We start from the raw sequence: 21,047 nt of genomic DNA, 5'->3' as shown, positions 1-21,047 counted from the left end.
GCTGTGGTCGTGACCGACGACGACCGGTTCCTGTGCCGCGCGCTCGAGCTCGCCTGCGACAACGCGCTGGCGGGCGGGCGCCCGTACGGCGCGGTGGTGGTGCGCGAGGGCCAGCTGGTGGCCGAGGCGGTCAACGAGCTGCACCTGCGGCCCGACCCGTCGGCCCACGCGGAGATGCTGGCGCTGCGCTCGGCCGCGGCGACGCTCGAGCGGGCGCGGCTCGACGACTGCACGGTGTACGCGAGCGGGCAGCCGTGCCCGATGTGCCTGGCGGCGCTGCACCTGGCCAGCGTACGTCGGGTGGTGTTCGCGTACAGCAACGCCGACGGCGAGCCGTACGGGTTCACGACGTCCGCGCTGTACGAGCAGCTGACGCTGCCGCTGGCGGCGCAGTCGCTGGAGATCGTGCAAGGCGACGCGTCGCTGTGGCCGGACAACCCGTTCGCGCTGGCGTCGCGGCGCTGATAGGCTGAGCCGGTGAACGACGCGGTGCTCGTGACCGGCGGGGCCGGGTTCATCGGTTCGCACACGGTGGCGACGCTGCGCGCGGCGGGCCGGCGAGTGGTGGTGCTCGACGACTTCAGCACGGGGCGGCGCGAGAACCTGTCCGAATGGACAGGCGACCCCCAGGTCGAGGTGGTCGAGGGCGACGTGCGCGGCGAGGTGGGGCTGCTGCTGGCCGGGCACGGGCCGTTCGCGGCGGTGGTCCACCTGGCAGCCCAGACGTCGGTGGTGCGATCGATCGCCGCGCCGATCGACGACCTCGACGTCAACCTGCGCGCGACCACCCGGCTGGCGCTGTGGGCGGCCGCGGCCGGAGCGCGACGGTTCGTGTTCGCGTCGTCGGCGGCGGTCTACGGCGAGCCGTGCCGGGTGCCGGTGGCGGAGAGCGAGCCGACGACCCCGCTGTCGCCGTACGGGGCGGCGAAGCGAGCGGCCGAGCTGTACCTCGGCTGCCTGGGTCCGCTGCACGGGATGCAGACGGTGTGCCTGCGGCTGTTCAACGTATACGGGCCGCGGCAAGACCCGAAGAGCCCGTACTCGGGGGTGGTGGCGACGTTCCTGGCCCGCGCGCGCGCCGGCGAGCCGCTGACGATCTTCGGCGACGGCGAGCAGACGCGCGACCTGATCTACGTGGGCGACGTGGCCCGGGCCATCTGCCTGGCCGTCGAAGCAGGGTCGAAAGAACATGTCCTTGGGGACATGACCGCGGGGCCGCCCGAGCCGGCGGGGATCAACATCGGCACCGGACGCGAGGTGGCGGTCGTCGAGCTGGCGGCGGCGGTGCAGCGGGCCTGCGGCGTGAAGGCGGAGGCGATCACGTTCGCGCCGGCGCGCGCGGGGGAGATCGCTCGCTCGGCGGCGACGACCGACACGGCGGCGGAGATGCTGGGGTTTCGCGCGGAGGTCGAGCTCGACGAAGGACTGCGGCGGACGGCGGCGTGGCTCGCCGAGCAGGGCTGACCGGCGACGAGGTCGGTCAGGAGCTGCCGAGGTCCTTCACGGAGTGAGGCGCCCGCGGGGCCCGAAGGCGCTCGTCGGCAAGCGCGGCGGAGAGGGAGCTCGGGGACATGTCCGATCGAGCATGCTCTCGCGGACAGGGGCTCGAGCGCAAGATCCTGTCGGACCGAAGGTGATCGTCGCGGCAGGCGACGCGGGGAGGTTCTCAGGACATGTTCGATGGAGCATGCTCTCGCGGACAGGAGCTCGAGCGCAGACTCCTGGCGGGCCCGCAGGTGATCGCCGTGGGAGGTCCTCAGGGACATGCTCTGAAGAACAGGCCCCGGAGGCGATCGCTCACCACTCCTCGTAGACGCCGGGCAGCAGCTGGTCGGGCAGCTCGTCGCAGTCGATGACGCGCGGCAGGAGCTGGAGGGCGCGCTCGGCGGCGTCGTCGGACAGGTCGTCGACGAGCGGGAGAGCGAGGCGGCCGAGGCGGCCGAGGGCGTCGGCGCGGGCCTGGAGGATGTCGAGCAGGTCGTCCTCGTCGCGCACCATGCCCTCGACCGAGAGGACGGTCCACGGGGGCAGCGGGGCCGCGCACAGCTCGTCGAGCAGCGCCACCAGGTCATCGCTGCCCGACAAGTAGACGTGGCGCAGGGCGGGCGCCCGCAGCCGCCGCAGAGCGCGGACGACGTCGCTCGTCGAGGTGGGCTCGTCGTCGCGGCTGAGGCACAGGACCAGCCGCTCGAGCGCGGGGAACTCGCTGCTGCCAAGGCCGGCCAAGGCGTCGGCGGGCAGCGGATCGCCGAGCAAGTGCAGGTGCTTGAGGCGGGCGTGCTGACAGCCGCGCAGCTCGACGTCGCCGGTGACGTAGGCCGACTCGAGGGCGGGCAGCGCCTGCAGGACGAGGTCGAGCCGGCCGGGACTGTTGTGGCGCTGGCGCGTGACGGTCTGGAACGGGGTGTCGAAGACGAAGCTGCGCACCTGCGGGAGCGGTCGCTCGGCCAGGGCGACGGCGAGGACGCTGCCGGGGCTGGCCGGGTCGCACACGAGGTGAAGACCCGCGGCCCCGCGCGCGGCGGCGACGTCGGGCAGGACTTCGCAGCGGGTCCGCACGCCCACGTTGTCGGTGAACACGCAGCGGAGGCGGCGATGCTCGGCGTCCCACTCGAACAGGTCGTCGTGCACGCCGGCCTGGGCCTGCTCGGGGGCGAACCGGCGGCTGCTGACGCCGTAGCCGGTGCGTTGAAGGCGCCGCAGGACGTAGTCGAGGTGCGAGCGGGCCTCGGCGTCGTCGTCGAAGGTCTGGGTGACGCTGTTCTCGCCCTCGCCGGTGACGAGGTCGCAGCCGTCGTGGACGATGCGGATGGTGTCGCTGCCGCGGGTGAGAATGTGCTCGGTGGCCACGCGCGCAGCCTATCGCAGATCCTGGCCGATGCGCTGCCGGCTGCGCACGACCGGCGGCGCGGGCAGGGAGTGGTTGGCGACGAGGCCGCGGACGGCTCGGTCCGGCTGGGCGCGGCGGGCTCCGCTCTGCCACAAAGAGTGGTTGGCGACGAGGCCGCGGCCGGCGATCCGTTCGGGCTGGCGCGGCGGGCAGCGCAGCACCACGAGGCCGGCGGCGATTCAGCCGGCCTGGCGCTGGCGGCGGTGCAGGACGGCGCCGACGAGGCCGGCGGCCAGGAGCATGAGGACGCCGGCGCCCAGGTGCGAGGGCAGGGTGTGATCGAGGCCGGTGATCACGCAGTGCCAGGTGGTGGTGTCGATCCCGATGAGGGCGATCGCGGCGGCCAGCCACAGCGCGCCGGCGCTGCGCCGGCGCTGGGCGAAGGCCCCGCTGAGGGCGCAGACCGCCAGCACCAGCGCGCCGGCGCCGAGAGTCAGCGAGGCGCAGCCGAACTGGTAGATCGGGTGGTCTTCGAGACCTGTCGGATAGGACCTGTCGAAGAGGGCAGGTCCGGCGGCGACGGCGACGGCGACGGCGGCGGCGACGAGCCCGAGCACGACCCGGGCGGCGCGCCCGGGGAACCACAGGCCGAGCCCGAGCGCCGGCAAGGCGAACAGGGCGAGGCCCCACACCAGCGCCTGGAGGACGAGGATCCAGGTCGGCTGGGCCCAGAAGTCGTCGCGCGCGCCGGTGGCGAGCAGGCCGACGACGGGGATCGCCACGGCCAACAGCCAGGCCGGCCGGAAGTGTTGCAGGCGCTCGCGCCGGCGCTCGCCGAGGTCGTCGGCGATCAGGGCTTTGGCGTCGATGGTCACGCGCGACCTCCCGACGCCGGATCTCGCGCTCCGGCGCGCTCGTCGGGGTGGGTGCGGAGGATCGCGCGAGACCCGAGCGCGTGAGGATGCGGCCGGTCGCGCCCCGCCGCGTTCGAGCGAGATTCGCGCTGACGGGGGGACGGCTCGCGGCACGAGCGGTGATGCAATCGCGGCTCGCGGCGCGAGCGAGATCCGCGGTGACGGGGGGACGGCTCGCGGCACGAGCGGTGACGCGATCGCGGCTCGCGGCGCGAGCCAAATCCGCGGCGACGGGGGCACGGCTCACGGCGGCACGAGCGGTGACGCGATCGCGGCTCGCGGCGCGAGCGAGATCCGCGGCGACGGCAGGACAGCGCGTCGTCATGCCCCACCTCGCGCGAGCAGCACGAGCAGGACTCGCAGGGAGGGGTCAGCCACTGCGCGAGGGCCTTGTAGGCGCGGTGGGCCCGGACCCGCACGGCGCCCTCGCGGATCCGCAGGCGCGCCGCGATCTCGGCCATGCTCAGGCCCTGGAACTTGTGGAGCTCGACGATCTCGCGTTGCCCGGCGGGCAGCTGGGCAAGGGCGTCGCGGATCCGCGAGGTGATCTCCTGCGCCTCGGCCTCGCCGATCTCCAGCTCCTCGGCGGTCGGCAGGTCCGACGGGATCTCGGCCAGCGGATCGCGGTCGTCGGCGTCGCCGGCGCCGGGCTCGCGGCGGCGGCGCTCGCGGACCTGGGCGCGCAGCCAGTCGACCGCGAGGTTGCGCGCGATCGTGAAGTACCAGGCCTGCACCGCGCCGTCGGGGCTCGTGCCCTGGACCTGGAAGCGGGCCCGGGCCAGGTGCGCTTTGAGCCAGGTCGCCTGGACCAGGTCATCGGCGGCGGCGGTGTCGCGGACGAGGTGCACGAGGAAGGCCGTGAGACGAGGGACGAGGGCGGCGTGCAGGGCGGCGAAGGCCCGCGCGTCGCCGTCGAGGTAGCGGTCCATCAGCGCGTGGAGGCCGGGTGGAGCGCCGCGGCCTGGGCCGGAGGCGCGGCCCGTGCCGATGGTGCGGCCGGTGCCGGGAGAGGTCACGCCGGGGTCTCTTCGGCCGACAACGTGACGACCTCGGCCGGAGTTACGCCGTGGAGGCGGCGGTGCGTCAGCGCGGGCAGGTCGCTGCGGACGCGCTGGAGCAGGTCGGCGCGCAGCCAGGTGAGGGCGAGGCCCTCGCCGCGCGAGACCTGGGCGATGACGGCGCCCCAGGGGTCGACGGCGAGGCTGTGGCCGAAGCTGTGGCGGCCGTGGCCGTGGGGCCCGTACTGCGCCGGGGCGAGCACGTAGGCCTGGTTTTCGATGGCGCGGGCGCGCAGCAGCGGCTCCCAGTGGTCGATGCCGGTCAGGAGGGTGAAGGCCGAGGGCACGACGAGGATCTCCGCGCCGGCGGCGGAGAGCGCGCGATAGAGCTCGGGGAAGCGGAGGTCGTAGCAGATGCTGAGGCCGATCTTGCCGAACGGGGCGGCGAGCACGTGCGGAGTCTCGCCCGCGAGGATGACGTCGGACTCGGAGGCGCGCGAGCCGTCCGGCAAGGTGGCGTCGAAGCGGTGGATCTTGCGGTAGACCGCGACCACGCGGCCGCCGAACACCGCGACCAGGGTGTTGTAGAACTTGCCCTCGCCGCCGGCCGGGGGCAGCTCCGGCAGGCCGCCGAGGATGATCACCGCCGCCGGGTACTCCCGCGAGAGAGAGGAAGGGTCGCAGCACCGGCGGCGGTTCGCCGTGGAGATCGCCGCCCGGCCCGAGGGCGCTGAGATCGACCGCCCACGGCCTCCGGTCGAGGCCCGGCGGGGCGACGGCCCAGAAGTTCTCGGGCAACACGACGAGCTCGGCGCCGTGCGCGAGCGCCTCGCGCGTGAGTTCGGCGGCGCGAGCGAGGCTCGGGACGGGGTCAGCCCCACTGCCGAGCTGGATCAAGGCGGCGCAGAGGTCTCGCACGCGGGGATGGTAGCGAGAAAACGCCCGCCGCCAAGCCTCCTGGAGGACCCGACGCCAGGACCGCGCCATCGGGGGCCTCCGGGCCTCACGCCCCGGGAAGGGGGTTGCTCGCCTTCAAGCGCCGTGCTACGAGCCCCGCCAGCAATTGCCTTTCGTAAGCGAGCAGGCAACTGGCCGAGCTCGCTTTTTCGTTTGTCTCGAATCCCACCCGCATGGCCACGAGGCGCCCGACACACAACAAGAGCCCCAAGCACCCGCCGCAGCCCGCGGCGGTCGACGACGTCGCTGGCACCGAGGCCGAGCACGAGGGGCACGAGGGCGGTGCGCCTGCTCGAGGCGGCGGTCGAGCCGGTGGCGCGGGCGATGGGCTTCGAGGTCGTGCTCATCGAGTGGGCCGGCGGCCGCGGCGGCCGGATCGCGCGCGTGTACCTCGACCATCCCAACGGCGTCTCGCTCGACGACTGCTCGCGCATGAGCGGGGTCCTGAGCAACGCCCTCGACGCCGCCGAGGCCGATCCCGAGACGCCGGAGCTGACCGCGTTGCTGTCGCTGCCGTACACGCTCGAGGTCAGCTCGCCCGGCGTCGACCGGCCGCTGGCACGCCTCAGTCACTTCGCCCGCCACGTCGGCGGGCGCGCCGTGGTCCGCACGTTCCACCCGCTGCCGGACCAGGGCAGCGCCGACCAGCGGACCTTTCACGGACGGATCGTCGGCACCGAGGTCGACGCCGCCGATCCTGCCGACGATCGCCGCGGCACGGTGCTCTTGCGGTCGCTCGACAGTGATACCATCTACAAGATCTCGCTCGCCGACATCCGGCGGGCCAACCTCGTGTACTCCCCCGAGTACGGGGGGCACGGCTAGGACAGCAGAGGTCATCCGGTTATGGAAGAACAGCTCAACCTCAGTGCGGTGCTCGACCAGGTCTGCGACGAGAAGAAGATCTCGCGCGAGGTCCTGATCGAGACTGTCGAGCAGGCGGTCGCCACCGCGGCGAAGAAGGTCTTCGAAGACAAGGAGATCGAGGCCAGCTTCGACCCGGAGACCGGGCACGTAAACCTGTTCCAGGTGCTCTACGTGGTCGACAAGGTGACCGCGCCCCACCGCGAGATCAGCCTCGAGCAAGCGCACCGCGCCGGCCTCGAGGCCGAGATCGGCGACGAGCTCCTCTTCCAGATCTTCTATCTCGAATCCGACAAGAAGCGCGCCGAGCAGCAGGCCAAGGACTACGCCGAGATCGAGGCGCTGCAGTTCGGCCAGCACGGGTTCGGCCGCATCGCCGCCCAGACCGCCAAGCAGGTCATCATCCAGCGCGTCCGCGAGGCCGAGCGCGACAACCTGTTCGACGCCTACAAGGACAAGAAGTCCGAGCTGATGACCGGCATCGTCCGCCGCTTCGAGCGCGGCTCGATCGTGGTCGAGGTCGACAACGGCAAGGCCGAGGCGCTCCTGCCGGCGCGCGAGCAGGTGCCGCGCGAGTCGCTGCGCCCCGGCGACCGCGTGGTCGCGTTCGTCAAGGACGTCGACAAGTCGGCCCGCGGCCCGCAGATCATCCTGTCGCGGACCCACCGCGGCCTGGTCGAGAAGCTGTTCGAGCACGAGGTGCCCGAGATCTACGAGGGCATCGTCCGCATCGAGGCGTGCGCCCGCGAGCCGGGGGCCCGCAGCAAGATCGCGGTGTCCTCGCGCGACCGCGACGTCGACCCCGTCGGCGCCTGTGTCGGCATCCGCGGCAGCCGCGTCCAGGCGGTGGTCCAGGAGCTGCGCGGCGAGAAGATCGACATCGTCCCCTACAACGACGACCCGGCCCGCTTCGTGTGCAACGCGATCCAGCCGGCCACCGTGTCGCGCGTCCTCATCGACGCCGAGCGCCACACGATGGAGCTCGTGGTCCCCGACGACAAGCTGTCGCTGGCGATCGGCAAGAAGGGCCAGAACGTCCGCCTGGCCTCGCGCCTGACGGGCTGGCGCATCGACATCTACTCCGAGTCGAAGCTCAAGCAGATGGAGCGGCGCTCGCTGGCCGAGATGGCGGCGATCCCGGGCGTCGGCGACGCCGTGGCCCTGGCCATGTTCCAGATGGGTTGGCGCAACCTCCGCGACGTCGCCATCGCCGACGCGGAAGAGCTGGCGCAGGTGCCGGGCGTGGGCTCGACCGAGCGCGCCGAGCAGATCATCGAGGTCGCGGACGACGCGGCCTCGGGCAAGCTCGAGCTCAACGTCAAGTACCCCGAGCCCCCGCCCGAAGACATGGGCGAGGACCACTACCAAAGTGACGACGGCGACGGAGGTGGCGAGTAACATGCACGCGCCGATGCGCACTTGCGTGGGCTGCCGCGCCGTCCGTCCGCAGGCTGAACTCCTGCGGACGAGGATCCTGCTCGCCGATGATGGCGAACAGGTGTTGGTCGTTCCGGACGAGTACATCCGGACATGTGCGAAGCGCCATGGCCTTTCGGCCAGGGGGCGCTCGGCTTACGTGTGCCCGGCGCGCGCCTGTCTCGAGCGCGCCGCCCGCCGTGGCGGCCTCGCCCGCGCGTTCGCTCGTAAGATGCCAGCGGTGGACCCCGCTGGTTTGTGGCGCGCGCACGAAGAGGCGCTCGCGGGCAAGATCGATCTCCTGAACCGCACCGGCGGCACCGCCGCTGCGGCGCGCATCCAACGTCTCGCTGCCTTGGCGACCGCCATGCGCGCCCCGGTGGGGAGGGTTTCCTGAGTTATGGCCAAGATTCGCGTCTATGAGCTCGCCAAAGAGCTGGGCAAGGACAACAAGGTGATGGAGAACCTGATCCGCGGCCTCGGGGTCGAGATCAAGGGCGTGATGAGCACGCTCGACGACGACCAGGCCGAGCTTGTCCGTCGCCAAGTCCAGGGCGGCGGCCGCCGCGAGCCCGAGCGTAACGATCCGCGTGCCAGCGGTCCGGCAGCGGTCATTCGTCGTCCCGGCGTGGCCCGCGGCCGGAAGATGAGGAGCAGCAGCCCGAGGTGGCCGCTCGTCCCTCGCCGCCGGTCGTGCGTCCCGCTCCGGTGCAACAGCAGCCGCAGCAGCAGCAGCCCGCGCCGGTGATCCGCCGGCCCGTGCCGCCGACACCGACGAGCGCGCCGCAGCCGGTGGTCCGTCCGAGCGCGCCAGTGGCGCGCCCGAGCGAGCCGTCGCGCCCGCCGGAGACCCCGTGGTCCACGCCTGCGGTGACGCAGCCGCGTGAGCCGCAGCGCGAGGTGCGGGCCGTCGCCGAGCCGATCGAGGTGCGCGAGCGCCCGAGCGAGCCGGTCGAGGCCCGTCCGAGCCAGCCGGTGCAGGCGCCCGTCCAGCCGTCGGTGCAGGCCGAGCCCCCGGCTCCGCCCGCCCCGCCGCGCCCGGTCGCGCCGCCTGCCGAGCCCGTCGTGGCCGAGCCGGTCCGCAGCGAGCCGGTCGAGCCGGCCCGCCCGGCCGAGCCGGCCGTGACGCCGCCCCCGGTGGCTGCGCCGCAGCCCGTCACGCCGCCTGCTCCGGTCGCCCCGGCGCAGTCGCAGCCGGTCCAGCCGCCGGTTCAGCGGCCCGTGACCCAGGCGCAGCGCCCGGCCCAGCCGCCGGTGACGCGGCACGCCGAGTCGCGCCCGGAGGTCCGCAGGGCCGAGCAGTCGCGGCCGCAGCCGCAGGCCAGCGCTCCGCGGGCGCCCGCGCCCGAGGTGGGCACGCGGATCCAGCTCCGCCGGGCACCAAGCGCCTGCCGGGCGGCGTCGCCTCGCGCATGGAGGACAGCCCGCGGGGCGGTGAGGCTCGCCACGAGCCTCGCAACGAGCCGCATCGCCGTGGTCCCGACGGTCCGCGCGGCACACCGCCGCAGGGCCAGGTCGGCCCGGTCGGTACGCCGCTTCGTCCGGGCGTGCAGACGCGCCCGGGCCCCGGCAAGCCGGGCGCCCCGACCCAGACCGGCACTCGCCCGCTGGGCACGCAGCTCGGCCAGCAGACCGGTCCGCGCGGCCAGGTCGTGCAGCCGGCGCCGGTCTCCGGCCGTCCGGGCGATCGCTCCGGCGCCGGCCAGCTCGGCCGTCCCGCCGCGCCCGCGGCCCCGCAGCCGCCGCAGCCGCCGCAACCTGCGCCTCTTTCCGAAGCGGCCGAGGCGGCGAACCGCCGCGTCGTCCGCGACGAGTCGGGCACCATCATCGGCGCCGCTCCGCAGCGCGCCGAGCCGAAGATCCTCGGCTTCGTCCAGCTCGCCAACCGCCCGCGGCCGCAGCAGGTGATCATCACCGACGCCAGCGACAGCCAGCAGCGCGGCCGCGCCACGATCCGCAAGGAGCGCGAGGAGCGGGCGCAGCAGCAGGGCCGCAAGCGCAAGACGATGCTCCGCAACGTCCGCGGACGCCCCGGCGCGTCCGGGCCCGACCCTCCACGCAGGAGATGTCGGAGTCGAAGAAGCGCATCCGCGTCGACGAGGCGATCCCGGTCGCCGACCTCGCGCACCAGATGGGCAAGAAGGCGACGATGCTGCTGAAGACGCTGTGGGGCATGGGCCTGCGCGGGGTCACCATCAACAGCGCGGTCGACGCCGAGACGGCGGAACTGGTGGCGGCCGAGTACGGCTACACCGTCGAGAACGTGGCCTTCCAGGAGGACCAGTACTTCGACGAGGGCACCGAGGAGGGGGCCGGGGACGCGCGCGCCCGTGGTCACCATCATGGGCCACGTCGACCACGGCAAGACCTCGCTCCTCGACCGGATCCGCAAGGCCACGGTCGCCGAGGGCGAGGCCGGCGGCATCACCCAGCACATCGGCGCCTACAAGGTCAGCACGGCCAAGGGCGACGTGGTGTTCCTCGACACGCCCGGTCACGAGGCGTTCTCGGCGATGCGTGCCCGCGGGGCGCAAGTCACCGACGTCGTCGTGCTGGTCGTCGCCGCCGACGACGGCATCATGCCGACCACGGTCGAGGCCATCAAGCACGCGCGGGAGGCCAACGTCCCGCTGGTGGTGGCGCTCAACAAGATCGACAAGCCCGACGCCAACCCCGGCCGCGTCAAGCAGATGCTGATGGAGCACAGCTTGGTCGGCGAGGAGTACGGCGGCGACACCATCATCTGCGAGGTGTCGGCGAAGACCGGCAAGGGCATCGACCACCTGCTCGAGATGTTGGCCATCCAGTCGGAGATCCTCGATCTCCGGGCCACCACCGAGGGCCGGGCGATCGGCGTCGTGCTCGAGGCGCGCGTCGACAAGGGTCGCGGCCCGATCGCCACCGTCCTGGTGGAGGCCGGCACGCTGCGCAAGGGCGACATCGTGGTCGCCAACGAGTTCAGCGGCAAGGTCCGCGGCATGCTCGACGACCGCGGCCGCGCGCTCGAAGACGTGGGACCCTCGACGCCGGTCGAGGTCCTCGGCCTCGACGGCGTGCCGTCGGCCGGCGACCGCTTCAACGTGGTCGAGAGCGAGAAGGCCGCCCGCCGCTCGTCACCCACCGCCGCGAGGTCCGGCGCCGCAAGGAGAGCGCGCGCTCGGGTCCCAGCATCGCCGACTTCATCCAGCGCAAGAAGACGCCGACCCTCAAGATCGTCCTCCGGGCCGACGTGCAGGGCTCGGCCGAGGCGCTCAAGCAGGCGCTGCTCGAGCTGTCGACCGACAAGGTCAAGGTCGAGGTCATCTCGTCCGGCGTCGGTGCCATCACCCAGACCGACGTCAAGACCGCGTCCGCCGGCGAGGCCGTGATCATCGGCTTCAACACCAAGCCGGTCGGCAAGGCCGGTCAGATCGCCGACGCCGAGAAGGTGCCGGTCTACACCTTCAACGTCATCTACAACGCGCTCGACAAGACGCGTGAGCTGATGGTCGGCCTGCTCGAGCCCGAGTACCGCGAGCGCGATCAGGGCGAGGCCGAGGTGCGGGCGCTGTTCCCGATCCCGAAGGTCGGTGTGGTCGCCGGTTGCCGCGTCATGCGGGGCCTCATCCAGCGCACGAGCCACGTCCGCGTGGTCCGTGGCGGGACGGTCATCCACAAGGGGAGGATCTCGAGCCTGCGCGTCATCAAGGAGGACGTGAAGGAAGTCCGCGAGGGCTTCGAGTGCGGCATCGTGATCGACTCGTTCCCCGAGGTGGAGCCGGGCGACATCCTGCAGGCGTTCGAGATCGAGACGATCGCGCCGACGCTGTGAGGCGGCGGAGAGGGCAGGGAGCGCGTATGGCGAGTAACCGGATGCAACGGGTCGAGGAGACCCTGCGCCGCGGGATCGCCGACGCGCTCCTGTTCGGAGCGATCAGCGACCCACGCCTTCAGGGGGTCAACTTCAGCGTCACCGGCGTCAAGGTCGACACCGAGCTGACGCTGGCGCGGGTGTTCGTCGACCTGCTGTCGCCCGACCGCGACCGCGCCACGGTGCTGGCGGGGCTGCGCTCGGCGGCAGGGGCCGTGCGGCGCGAACTGCAGGGGCGGGTCCAACTGCGGCGGATCCCCGAGCTGCGGTTCGAGTTCGACGAGAGCATCCAGCGCGGCCTGCGGATCGAGACGATCCTGTCCGAGATCGCCACGCCCCCGGCCGCGCCGAAGTCCGAAGAAGACAGCGGCGACGAGGACGAGGGTGGCGAGGGCGACGGCGACTGAGCGCTGCGGCGTCCTGCTCGTCGACAAGCCGGAAGGGCCGACCTCGCACGACGTGGTCGGCTTCGTCCGCTGGGTCCTGAACGAGAAGGCGGTCGGCCACTGCGGCACCCTCGACCCGCTCGCCTCGGGCTTGCTCGTGGTGTGCGTGGGCGCGGCGACGCGGCTCGTGCCGTACCTCAGCGCCGTCGACAAGGTCTACCGCGCGCTTCGGCCTCGGTCGCTCGACCACCACGGCCGATCGCGCGGGTGAGACGATCGCCGAGGCCCCGGTGTCCGCGGCGCAGACGCGGGCCGCTGCGGATGTCCTGAAGGACATGTGCGGCGCGCTCGAGCTGCCGCCGCCCGCGTACTCGGCGGTCAAGCTCGAGGGTCGTCCGGCCCACGAACGGGCCCGCAAGGGCGAGGCCCTGGCGCTCGCACCGCGGCCGATGGAGCTGCGGTCCGTGGGAGACATCGAGGTCGGCGACGACGCGATCGACGCGACGTGTGCCGTGAGCAAGGGCACCTATATTCGCAGCCTCGCCGAAGAGCTCGGTCGTCGCGTCGGTCTGCCGGCGCACCTCGCCGGGCTGCGCCGTTTGGCCTGCGATCGCCTCGATCTCGCCGAGGCGGTGCCGGTGCTCGTTTCCGCGCGGTTGCCGGACCTGGCCGGTGCCCCGCCCAAGTTCCGCCTCGGTCTCGACGGCGCCGCCACCCGCGAGGCCATGCGAGCGCGGCTCGGGGCGGCGCTGCGAGCACCGGGCGAGGTCTTGCCGTTCCCGGTGCGCCGCGTCGCCGGGCCCGACGCCGACGCGCTGACGGGGCTGCTGCACGGCCGAGTCGTGGGCCAGGGCGCCTTGCCGTCCGTCGCGCCGACTCTGGCCGAGGGTCACGAGGCGGCGGCGAGGCAGGCGCTATGGTTTCCGGACGCGCTGGTCGTCGTCCGCCTCGACGGGGCCGAGTGGCGGCCCGAGAAAGTCCTTCACGTCGCGGCGCCCGCCGCCGAGGCGGACTCGTGACCGGGCCGACGGAAAAGCGTCGACCCATGCGCGAGCGGCCTTGACACGCCGGGGATTTGCCTGGATTTTCCGCCTACACAAAAAGCACAACACCTTCTGCGGGGGCACGGGCTGCCCGCACCCGAGAATCCGAAATGTCTCTCTCCTGATCGCACGGCCGAGATCGTCAGCAAGTTCCAGACCCACCCGAACGACACCGCGTCCCCGGAGGTGCAGATCGCCCTCCTCACGTCGCGGATCAACTACCTCACCGAGCACTTCCGCGGCCACGCCAAGGACTTCCACTCGCGTCGGGGTCTGTTGAAGCTCGTCGGTCAACGCCGCCGCCTCCTCGACTACCTGCGCAACCGCAGCGTCGACCGCTACCGGTCCCTGATCGGGGCGCTCAACATCCGCAAGTAAGGCCGAGAGCAGAAGGGGGACTCGTTCCCCCTTTCACTTTTGTGGCCTCTGGCGCCCGCGCAGGTCAGTCGCGCTGATCGGCCGTGGAGCGCGCCGGCATGTCGGCGCGGGCGCGTCGTGTCCGACGCCCAATGGGCAGGACCAGAGTTTTTTCCCACGGCGGAAAGTTTCCCCCAATGAACGTCATCACCGAGACCTGCGCCGTCGGCGAGGTCCAGATCAGCATCGAGACCGGCAAGCTCGCCAAGCAGTCCAGCGCCGTGGTCGTGCGCTGCGGAGGACAGCCGTGCTCGTCACGGCGGTCAGCAGCAAGGAGCCGAAGGACCTGCCGTTCCTCCCGCTCACCTGCGAGTACCGCGAGTACCCGGCGTCCGCCGGCAAGATCCCCGGCGGCTATTTCAAGCGCGAGGCGCGTCCCACCGAGTGGGAGACGCTGACCTGCCGCTTCATCGACCGGCCGATCCGCCCGCTGTTCCCCAAGAGCTATCGCAGCGACACCCAGATCATCGCCACCGTGCTGTCGCACGACAAGGTGCACGAGCCCGACATTCTGGCGATCACGGGCGCCTCGGCCGCGCTGCACATCAGCGACGCCCCGTGGGCCGGCCCGATCGCCGGCGTCCGGGTGGCCCGCGTGCAGGGCAAGCTGGTCGCGTTCCCGTCGTGGGATCAGATGAAGGCCGCCGACATCCTGCTGGTCGTCGCGGCCAGCCGCGACGCGATCGTGATGGTGGAGGGCGGCGGCGATCAGATCCTCGAGAAGGACATGATCGACGCCCTCATGTTCGCCCACGAGTCGGCGCAGCCGCTGCTCGAGCTGCAGGAGCGCCTGCGCGAGCACGCCGGCAAGCCCAAGCGCGTCCACCTCGAGCCGGCCGTCGACGAGGCGTTCCGGGCCGAGGTCATGGCCGCGGCCGACGCCGACGTGCGGGCCGCGTTCGCCATCACCGGCAAGCACGAGCGCCGCGACGCGCTCGCGGCCGCCAACAAGGCGGTCATCGAGCGCTTCGCCGCCAGCCACCCCGAGCGCACCGGCGAGGTGCTCGCGGCGCTGGGCAAGCTCGAGAAGAAGGTCGTGCGCAGCCGCGTGATCAAGGAGGGCCGCCGGCTCGACGGCCGCGGCACCCGCGACGTGCGCCCGATCTACATCGAGGCCCACCCGTTCCCGCGGCCGCACGGCTCGGCGCTGTTCCAGCGCGGCGAGACGCAGGCGCTGGCGACCGTCACCCTCGGCACCGAGAGCGACGCGCAGCGGCTCGACACCATCCGCGGCGACGTCACGCGCAACTTCATGCTGCACTACAACTTCCTCCCGTTCTGCACCGGCGAGGCCAAGCCGGTGCGCGGCACGTCGCGGCGCGAGGTCGGCCACGGCGCGCTGGCCGAGCGGGCGCTGAAGTACGTCCTGCCGGCGCAGGAGAAGTTCCCGTACACCATCCGCATCGTCAGCGAGACGCTCGAGTCGAATGGCTCGTCGTCGATGGCCGCGGTGTGCGGCGGCTGCCTGGCGATGATGGACGCCGGCGTGCCGATCAAGGCGCCGGTCGCCGGCGTCGCCATGGGCCTCATGCAGGAGGGCGGGGAGATCGCCATCCTCTCCGACATCCTCGGCGACGAGGATCACCTCGGCGACATGGACTTCAAGGTGACCGGCACCAAGGCCGGCATCACCGCGCTGCAGATGGACATCAAGATCGAGGGCCTGACCCGCCAGATCCTCGAGGCCGCGCTCGACCAGGCGCGCGAGAGCCGGCTGCACATCCTCGGCAAGATGCTCGAGGTGCTGGCCGAGCCGCGCGCCGACATCAGCAAGCACGCGCCGCGCATCGTCACGATGCAGGTCAAGGTCGACAAGATCCGCGAGGTCATCGGGCCCGGCGGCAAGACGATCCGCGCGATCATCGAGCAGACCGGCTGCGTCATCAACATCGAGGACTCGGGCCGGGTGGCGATCGCCAGCAACGACATCGCCCAGATCGAGCGGGCCAAGCGGCTCATCGAGGGCCTCATCGCCGAGCCCGAGGTGGGCGCGACCTACCACGGGGTGGTCAAGCGGATCGTCGACTTCGGCGCGTTCGTCGAGATCCTCCCGGGCACCGACGGCCTCGTCCACATCTCGGAGCTCGAGGACAAGCGCGTCGACCGCGTGACCGACGTGGTCCAGGAGGGCGACGAGGTCGTGGTGAAGGTGATCAATGTCGATCCCACCGGCAAGATCCGCCTCAGCCGCCGAGCCGCTTTCGGGGTCGACCCGTCCGAGGTCCAGAACCTGCGAGGGTGAGCGGATGTCCCACGTCCAGCCGACGCTGCTGGTCCGCAAGGTCCACGCCCAGGCCGAGCTGCCGCGCCGCATGAGCGCAGAGGCGGCCGGGATGGACCTGGCGGCCTGTCTGCCGGATGGGCCCGTCGAGCTGGCGCCCGGGGAACGCCGTTTAATTCCCACGGGCGTCGCCGTCGCTATCCCCGGCGGGCACGAGGGTCAGGTGCGTCCGCGATCGGGGCTGGCCCTGCGGCACGGGCTCTCGATCGTGAACGCACCAGGTACAATCGACGCCGACTATCGTGGGGAGCTCAAGGTCATCCTCGTCAATCTCGGGGCCGCGCCGTTCGTCGTCGCGCACGGCGAGCGGATCGCTCAGCTCGTGGTCGCCCCTGTCGTCTTCCCTGCGGTCGTCGAGGTCCAGGACCTCCCGGCGGCCGCGCGTGGTGATGGTGGCTTCGGCAGCACCGGCGTCTAGCCGCGGGAGCGTCTCATGGAGTTGAGCGCCGGAACTTCGCTCGAAGAGCACACCACGCTGTGCGGCCGCTTCGAGCTCATGCGTGAAGAGCCGGCCAACACCGGCGTGCAGTTGTTCGGCCCCACGCTCGCGGTCCTCGACACCCAGACCGGCGAGCCCGCCCGAGCCTGTGTCCTCGACGCCGCGCTGTTGCCCACGCCCGAGGCCCGGGCCGCGTTCGTGCGCGAGCTCGCCGAGCTCGGCGAGGTGCAGGACTCGGCGCTCGTGCCCCAGGTGTTCGTCGGTCAAGACGGCGAGCGCGTGGTCGTCTGTTACGACCCGCTGCAGGGCGCGTTCGCGTTGCGCGACATGGACGACGGCCCGCGCTCGTCGGACCTCGCCAACGAGCTGCAACGGCTGGCGCGGCAGCTGGCGCGGGCGCTGGCCGCCTTGCACGAGCGCGGCCGCGTCCACGGCATGCTCGCCGGCGAGGCGGTGTTCGTGGGTCCCCGCGGCCCGGCGGCCTTCCAGCACGGGTTCGCCCCGCTGTGCGCCCGCGTCGAGCTCGAGCGGCGCTGGAGCAGCGTCGACCCGGCGCTCCTCGCCCCCGAGGTGCTCGCCGGCGGCGGGTTCACGCCCGCCTCCGACACCTACGCGTGGGGCGTCGCGCTCTCCGAGTTCGCCACCGGTCTGCGCGGCGCCGCGGCCCTCCGCGCCGCCGAGCCGCCGGGGCTGCAAGCCGGGCTGTGGGCGCTGATCGGCGCCAGCCTCGCTGCCGACCCGGGCGCTCGCCCGCAAGACGGCGCCGAGCTGGTGCGGCGCCTCGAGGCGCTCGCGCTCGCCGGCACCGCCGAGGCCGCGCCCGAGCCGATCATCGACCTCACGCCGGCTCCGCCGCCGCCGCCCCCGCCGCGCGCCTCGAGGCCCTCGGGCGAGGTCTCGGCGCCGTCGATCGCGGTGCCGCCGGTCGCTCCGCCCGCGGCTCCGCTGCCGCCTGCCCTCGAGAGCCTGTCCGTTCCGACAGGTCCTTCGGCACCTGGCCTTCCGGTCAGAGAGGCGCCGAAGGTCACCGCGTCGGCGCCGGTCGAGCAGCCGGTCATGGGCCTCGAGGATCTGCTGTTCGGCGAGGGCTCGATCCGGCCCAACAGCGTGCAGGCGCTGCGCTCGAGCTCGATCCCCTCGGGCACCTTCGCGGCCGTCAGCGCCGGCGGCTTCGCCAACCCGCAGGATCCCTCGGGGCGCTCGAACAGCGGCCTGCGCCGCGTCCACGTGCTGACCGAGGACAGCATCGTCCGTCGCGGCTCGCCCTCGCCGTCGCGGCCCGACATCATCGTCGAGCCGAGCGGCGGCGACACCAGCCCTTCGGCGGCCCGCTCCGACGCGCGCGAGATCGAGGCGCCGGTGGCCCCGGTGCCGGCTCCGACGCCGCCCGCGTCGCTGCCCGCGCTGCTCGACTCGAAGCCGGCGCCGGCGCTCGAGCCCAAGGCGCCGACGGCCGCCACGTCGCTCAGCGCCGGCTCCTCGCTCAGCGCCAGCTCTCGCTGACGTCGCGGCCGCCGGTGCTGCCCGCGCCGCGGCGCAACGACACCGGCTTCTGGCTGGTGATCGCCGCGCTGGTGGTCGCGGTGGTCCTCGCGTGGGCGTTCACCTGAGCGCGCCCCCGCGCGGCGCGGTCCGGGTATGGTCCGCGCCGCATGGCGGTCACCGACAGCGAATCCCCCGAGATGCGGCGCGCGCTGGCGCCGGGCGGCACCCTCGACGCGCTGCCGGACGACTTCGACGTCCTCGGCGCGCGCTACAGCGGCAAGGTCCGCGAGAACTTCACGCGCGGCGGCGAGCGGCTGATCCTCGTCACCGACCGCGTCAGCGCCTTCGACGTCGTGCTCGGCACCATCCCGTTCAAGGGCCAGGTGCTCAACGGCCTCGCGCGCTTCTGGTTCGACGCCACCGCCGCGATCTTCCCCAACCACATGCTCGGCGTGCCTGACCCTCAGGCCATGCGCGCCGTCGAGTGCACGCCGATCCCGGTCGAGTTCGTGGTCCGCGGTTACCTCACCGGCGTCAGCGACACCAGCATCGCCCGCGCCTACGAGCGCGGCGAGCGGAGCTTCTGCGGTCACGCCTTGCCCGAGGGCCTGCGCCGCCACGAGCAGCTGCCGAAGAACCTGCTGACGCCGTCGACCAAGGCGCCGAAGGGCGAGCACGACATCAGCGTCAGCCGCGACTGGCTGGTCGAGCGCGGGCTCATCGACCGCGAGCGCTACGACGTGCTCGAGCGCCGCTGCCTGGCGCTGTTCGAGGCCGGGCAGAAGATGGCCGCCGAGCGCGGGCTCATCCTCGTCGACACCAAGTACGAGCTCGGCGTGCGGCCCGACGGCGAGGTCGTGCTGATCGACGAGATCCACACGCCCGACAGCTCGCGCTACTGGTACGCCGACAGCTACGCCCAGGCGATGGCGCGCGGCGAAGACCCGCGCAGCCTCGACAAGGAGTACCTGCGGCGCTGGCTGGTCTCGCAGGGCTTCCGCGGCGAGGCGGCCGCCGGCGCTGCCCGACGAGGTCCGCGCCGAGGCGGCGCGGCGCTACATCGAGGTCCACGAGCTCATCACGGGCCGCCGCTTCGAGCCGGACACCGAGCCACCGGTCGCACGCCTGCGGCGGAACCTCGGCCTGCCGCCGCGCTAGCGCCGCGATCGCGGCGCGATCGATCCGTCTCCCTTCGCGCCGCGACCTCGGCCGAGCCCTGCGGCGCGCGAGCGGCTCGCGGGGCTAGCGACCTGGCCGGGCTGGCTGGGGCCGCCCTGAGCCGCGCTCTGGCTTGCAAACGGCAGGCAGGCGGGTCACGCTGGCGGCGATGACGTCGCTCGTCGCTTCCTGCCTCGCGTTCACCTTCGGCCTGATCGTCTGCTCGGCGCTCCTGCCGGGAATGATTGTGCGAGACCTGTGGAGCGCCTTCAAAGCGGCCGTGATCTGCGGGCTGCTCAGCGCCGTGCTCGGCAAGGTGCTGTTCTTCCTGCTGTCGCTGGTGTTCTTCTTCCCGATCCTCATCAGCGGCCCGCTGGGCGCCTTCCTCGTGCAGGCGTTCGTCAACGCGATCTTGCTCGTCATCACCGAGAACCTGGTCGACGGGGTGCGGTTCGTCCGCTGGCGCACGGCGCTGTGGGCGGCGATCGGTCTGACCTTGCTGCAGATGTTGGTCACGCGGGCCGTCTCCGGCTAGCGAGCACCTGTCCGCGCGTCGGCTCACGGTCCTGGCGGCGCCGGCGCCCGGCCTCGTTGCGTGCGTGCTGCTAGGCTTCGCGCGCCATGTGCGGTGTGTTCGGCATCTTCAATCACCCCGAGGCTGCGAACCTCACCTATCTGGGCTTGCACGCGCTTCAGCACCGCGGCCAGGAGTCGGCGGGCATCGTCACCTCGCAGGAGGGCACGCTGCACGCGGTGCGCAAGATGGGCTACGTCGCCGACGTGTTTGACGGCGCCTTCGGGCAGCTGCCGGGGCGCATCGCCGTCGGCCACGTCCGCTACACCACCGCCGGCGGCTCCTTGCCGAAGAACATCCAGCCGCTCACCGCCGAGTACCGCCACGGCTCGGTCGCGCTGGGCCACAACGGCAACCTCGTCAACGCCGAGCAGCTGCGCGAGGAGCTCGAGCACGACGGCGCCATCTTCTCGAGCCAGAGCGACACCGAGGTCATCTTGCAGCTGCTCGCGCGCAGCCGCGAGCCGACCTTCGTCGAGCGCCTGTGCGACGCGCTCGGCCGCGTCCAGGGCGCCTACAGCCTCGTGCTCGTCACCGAGGACAAGCTGCTCGCCGTCCGCGACCCGCACGGCTTCCGCCCGCTGGTGCTCGGCCGCCTGCGCAACCACCCCGACTGCTACGTCGTCGCCTCCGAGACCTGCGCCTTCGACCTCATCGAGGCCGACAAGGTCCGCGACATCGCCCCCGGCGAGATCCTCGTCATCGACCACACCGGCCTGCGCAGCGTCCAGCTGCGCCGCGACAATCGCCGCTTCTGCGTGTTCGAGCACGTCTACTTCGCCCGCCCCGACAGCGTCATCGACGACCTCCCGGTCTACGAGGCGCGGATCGCCATGGGCGAGCAGCTCGCGCGCGAGGCCCCGGTCGAGGCCGACGTGGTCGTGCCGGTGCCCGACAGCGGCGTGGTCGCGGCGCTCGGGTTCGCCAAGGCCAGCCGGATCCCGTTCGAGATGGGGCTCATCCGCAATCACTACGTCGGCCGCACCTTCATCGAGCCGAAGGACTCGATCCGCCACTTCGGCGTCAAGCTCAAGCTGAACCCGGTGCCGTCGGCGCTGCGCGGCAAGCGGGTGGTGGTGGTCGACGACTCGCTGGTGCGCGGCACGACCTCGCGCAAGATCGTCAAGATGATCCGGGCCGCCGGCGCCAGCGAGGTCCACCTGCGGATCTCGTCGCCGCCGGTGATCAGCCCCTGTTACTACGGCATCGACACGCCGACCCGCTCCGAGCTGATCGCCGCCAGCCACACGCCCGACGAGATCGCTCGCTACCTCACGGCCGACTCGCTGGCCTACCTCTCGCCCGAGGGGCTGAGCAAGGCGGTGCGCGGCGATTCTGGTACAACTTATTGCGACGCGTGCTTCTCCGGCCGCTACCCGATCCGCTTCATCCCCCCGCCCGGCCGCCGTCAGCTCCGCCTGATCGAAGCCTGAGC

Annotated in this window: 22 protein-coding genes and 4 pseudogenes; 19 read left to right on the top strand and 7 right to left on the bottom strand. The window is 72.4% G+C overall.

Going from position 1 to position 21,047, the window contains the following annotated elements; translation table 11 throughout:
• The first annotated feature begins 9 nt into the window (after window positions 1–9).
• Both OV079_RS18145 and OV079_RS18140 read left to right on the top strand, forming a co-directional pair.
• A complete protein-coding gene (locus OV079_RS18145; protein ID WP_267770057.1) occupies window positions 10–465 on the top strand; it encodes a nucleoside deaminase in 456 nt (151 codons plus the stop codon).
• A gap of 12 nt (window positions 466–477) precedes the next feature.
• The gene (locus OV079_RS18140; protein WP_267770056.1) at window positions 478–1,464 is read left to right on the top strand and encodes an NAD-dependent epimerase/dehydratase family protein; all 987 of its coding nucleotides are present in this window, start codon (window positions 478–480) and stop codon (window positions 1,462–1,464) included.
• A 333-nt stretch (window positions 1,465–1,797) separates the two neighbouring features.
• Here the strand turns inward: OV079_RS18140 and OV079_RS18135 are convergent, their stop codons facing one another.
• The 5 genes from OV079_RS18135 to OV079_RS18115 are packed head-to-tail and all read right to left on the bottom strand — an operon-like array spanning window position 1,798 to window position 5,386.
• The gene (locus tag OV079_RS18135) at window positions 1,798–2,850 is read right to left on the bottom strand and encodes a hypothetical protein (RefSeq protein WP_267770055.1); all 1,053 of its coding nucleotides are present in this window, start codon (window positions 2,848–2,850) and stop codon (window positions 1,798–1,800) included.
• A 9-nt stretch (window positions 2,851–2,859) separates the two neighbouring features.
• Complete coding sequence (locus tag OV079_RS18130; protein ID WP_267770054.1) at window positions 2,860–3,054, bottom strand: hypothetical protein; 195 nt, start codon at window positions 3,052–3,054, stop codon at window positions 2,860–2,862.
• A gap of 15 nt (window positions 3,055–3,069) precedes the next feature.
• Window positions 3,070–3,705 carry a hypothetical protein gene (locus OV079_RS18125; protein WP_267770053.1) on the bottom strand — a complete coding sequence of 212 codons (636 nt, stop codon included), beginning with the start codon at window positions 3,703–3,705 and terminating at the stop codon, window positions 3,070–3,072.
• Complete coding sequence (locus OV079_RS18120; protein WP_267770052.1) at window positions 3,702–4,760, bottom strand: RNA polymerase sigma factor; 1,059 nt, start codon at window positions 4,758–4,760, stop codon at window positions 3,702–3,704. The genes OV079_RS18125 and OV079_RS18120 overlap by 4 nt, the downstream gene beginning before the upstream one ends.
• Complete coding sequence (locus OV079_RS18115; RefSeq protein ID WP_267770051.1) at window positions 4,757–5,386, bottom strand: nitrilase-related carbon-nitrogen hydrolase; 630 nt, start codon at window positions 5,384–5,386, stop codon at window positions 4,757–4,759. The genes OV079_RS18120 and OV079_RS18115 overlap by 4 nt, the downstream gene beginning before the upstream one ends.
• Before the next feature lie 595 nt (window positions 5,387–5,981).
• On the opposite strand from OV079_RS18115, the gene OV079_RS18110 reads away from it, so the two are divergent.
• The 4 genes from OV079_RS18110 to OV079_RS18095 are packed head-to-tail and all read left to right on the top strand — an operon-like array spanning window position 5,982 to window position 8,727.
• The gene (locus OV079_RS18110; protein ID WP_267770050.1) at window positions 5,982–6,524 is read left to right on the top strand and encodes a ribosome maturation factor RimP; all 543 of its coding nucleotides are present in this window, start codon (window positions 5,982–5,984) and stop codon (window positions 6,522–6,524) included.
• A gap of 21 nt (window positions 6,525–6,545) precedes the next feature.
• Window positions 6,546–7,961, top strand: coding sequence for a transcription termination factor NusA (gene nusA / locus OV079_RS18105; protein WP_267770049.1), 1,416 nt, complete (start codon window positions 6,546–6,548; stop codon window positions 7,959–7,961).
• Window position 7,962: 1 nt separating this feature from the next.
• Window positions 7,963–8,376, top strand: coding sequence for a YlxR family protein (locus OV079_RS18100; RefSeq protein WP_267770048.1), 414 nt, complete (start codon window positions 7,963–7,965; stop codon window positions 8,374–8,376).
• A gap of 3 nt (window positions 8,377–8,379) precedes the next feature.
• The gene (locus OV079_RS18095) at window positions 8,380–8,727 is read left to right on the top strand and encodes a translation initiation factor IF-2 N-terminal domain-containing protein (RefSeq protein ID WP_267770047.1); all 348 of its coding nucleotides are present in this window, start codon (window positions 8,380–8,382) and stop codon (window positions 8,725–8,727) included.
• Window positions 8,728–9,190: 463 nt separating this feature from the next.
• Here OV079_RS18095 and OV079_RS18090 read toward each other — a convergent pair whose 3' ends face one another.
• Window positions 9,191–9,337 (bottom strand): hypothetical protein, encoded by a 147-nt coding sequence (locus OV079_RS18090; protein ID WP_267770046.1) that lies wholly within the window; start codon window positions 9,335–9,337, stop codon window positions 9,191–9,193.
• 189 nt (window positions 9,338–9,526) lie between these two features.
• Here OV079_RS18090 and OV079_RS18085 point away from each other — a divergent pair, with 189 nt between their 5' ends.
• From OV079_RS18085 to rpsO, 7 genes and pseudogenes are all read left to right on the top strand, one after another.
• The gene (locus OV079_RS18085; RefSeq protein ID WP_267770045.1) at window positions 9,527–10,138 is read left to right on the top strand and encodes a hypothetical protein; all 612 of its coding nucleotides are present in this window, start codon (window positions 9,527–9,529) and stop codon (window positions 10,136–10,138) included.
• Window positions 10,111–10,173 (top strand): annotated as a pseudogene (locus OV079_RS58120) (hypothetical protein); the annotation flags it as partial. The gene OV079_RS18085 and the pseudogene OV079_RS58120, both read left to right, overlap by 28 nt.
• Window positions 10,174–10,300: 127 nt before the next feature.
• Window positions 10,301–11,050, top strand: a pseudogene (locus tag OV079_RS18080) (translation initiation factor IF-2); the annotation flags it as partial.
• 98 nt (window positions 11,051–11,148) lie between these two features.
• Window positions 11,149–11,790: an EF-Tu/IF-2/RF-3 family GTPase gene (locus OV079_RS18075; protein WP_338089089.1), complete on the top strand. Its 642-nt coding sequence runs from the start codon at window positions 11,149–11,151 to the stop codon at window positions 11,788–11,790.
• A gap of 26 nt (window positions 11,791–11,816) precedes the next feature.
• Window positions 11,817–12,236: a 30S ribosome-binding factor RbfA gene (rbfA, locus tag OV079_RS18070; protein WP_267770042.1), complete on the top strand. Its 420-nt coding sequence runs from the start codon at window positions 11,817–11,819 to the stop codon at window positions 12,234–12,236.
• Window positions 12,214–13,234: pseudogene (gene truB, locus OV079_RS18060) on the top strand (tRNA pseudouridine(55) synthase TruB). The gene rbfA and the pseudogene truB overlap by 23 nt, the downstream one beginning before the upstream one ends.
• A gap of 111 nt (window positions 13,235–13,345) precedes the next feature.
• Complete coding sequence (gene rpsO, locus OV079_RS18055) at window positions 13,346–13,636, top strand: 30S ribosomal protein S15 (protein WP_267778582.1); 291 nt, start codon at window positions 13,346–13,348, stop codon at window positions 13,634–13,636.
• Between the two features lie 64 nt (window positions 13,637–13,700).
• Here rpsO and OV079_RS18050 read toward each other — a convergent pair whose 3' ends face one another.
• A complete protein-coding gene (locus tag OV079_RS18050; protein ID WP_267770039.1) occupies window positions 13,701–13,862 on the bottom strand; it encodes a hypothetical protein in 162 nt (53 codons plus the stop codon).
• Between OV079_RS18050 and pnp the strand changes: the two are divergent.
• From pnp to purF, 6 genes and pseudogenes are all read left to right on the top strand, one after another.
• Window positions 13,813–15,917: pseudogene (gene pnp / locus OV079_RS18045) on the top strand (polyribonucleotide nucleotidyltransferase). The gene OV079_RS18050 and the pseudogene pnp sit on opposite strands and share 50 nt — an antisense overlap.
• A 4-nt stretch (window positions 15,918–15,921) precedes the next feature.
• Window positions 15,922–16,374, top strand: a complete 453-nt coding sequence (gene dut / locus OV079_RS18040) for a dUTP diphosphatase (protein ID WP_267770037.1) — start codon at window positions 15,922–15,924, stop codon at window positions 16,372–16,374.
• Window positions 16,375–16,389: 15 nt separating this feature from the next.
• Window positions 16,390–17,898 carry a protein kinase gene (locus OV079_RS18035; protein WP_267770036.1) on the top strand — a complete coding sequence of 503 codons (1,509 nt, stop codon included), beginning with the start codon at window positions 16,390–16,392 and terminating at the stop codon, window positions 17,896–17,898.
• Window positions 17,899–18,047: 149 nt separating this feature from the next.
• The gene (locus OV079_RS18030) at window positions 18,048–19,211 is read left to right on the top strand and encodes a phosphoribosylaminoimidazolesuccinocarboxamide synthase (protein WP_267770035.1); all 1,164 of its coding nucleotides are present in this window, start codon (window positions 18,048–18,050) and stop codon (window positions 19,209–19,211) included.
• Complete coding sequence (locus tag OV079_RS18025; protein WP_267708582.1) at window positions 19,208–19,573, top strand: phage holin family protein; 366 nt, start codon at window positions 19,208–19,210, stop codon at window positions 19,571–19,573. Before OV079_RS18030 ends, OV079_RS18025 begins: the two co-directional genes overlap by 4 nt.
• Window positions 19,574–19,659: 86 nt before the next feature.
• Window positions 19,660–21,045 carry an amidophosphoribosyltransferase gene (gene purF / locus OV079_RS18020; RefSeq protein WP_267770034.1) on the top strand — a complete coding sequence of 462 codons (1,386 nt, stop codon included), beginning with the start codon at window positions 19,660–19,662 and terminating at the stop codon, window positions 21,043–21,045.
• Window positions 21,046–21,047 lie beyond the last annotated feature (2 nt).

The organism is Nannocystis pusilla (assembly GCF_026626665.1).
Classification (GTDB): domain Bacteria; phylum Myxococcota_A; class Polyangia; order Nannocystales; family Nannocystaceae; genus Nannocystis; species Nannocystis pusilla.
The sequence above is the reverse complement of the archived record's forward strand: the minus strand, read 5'-3'. Positions and strand labels throughout refer to the sequence as shown.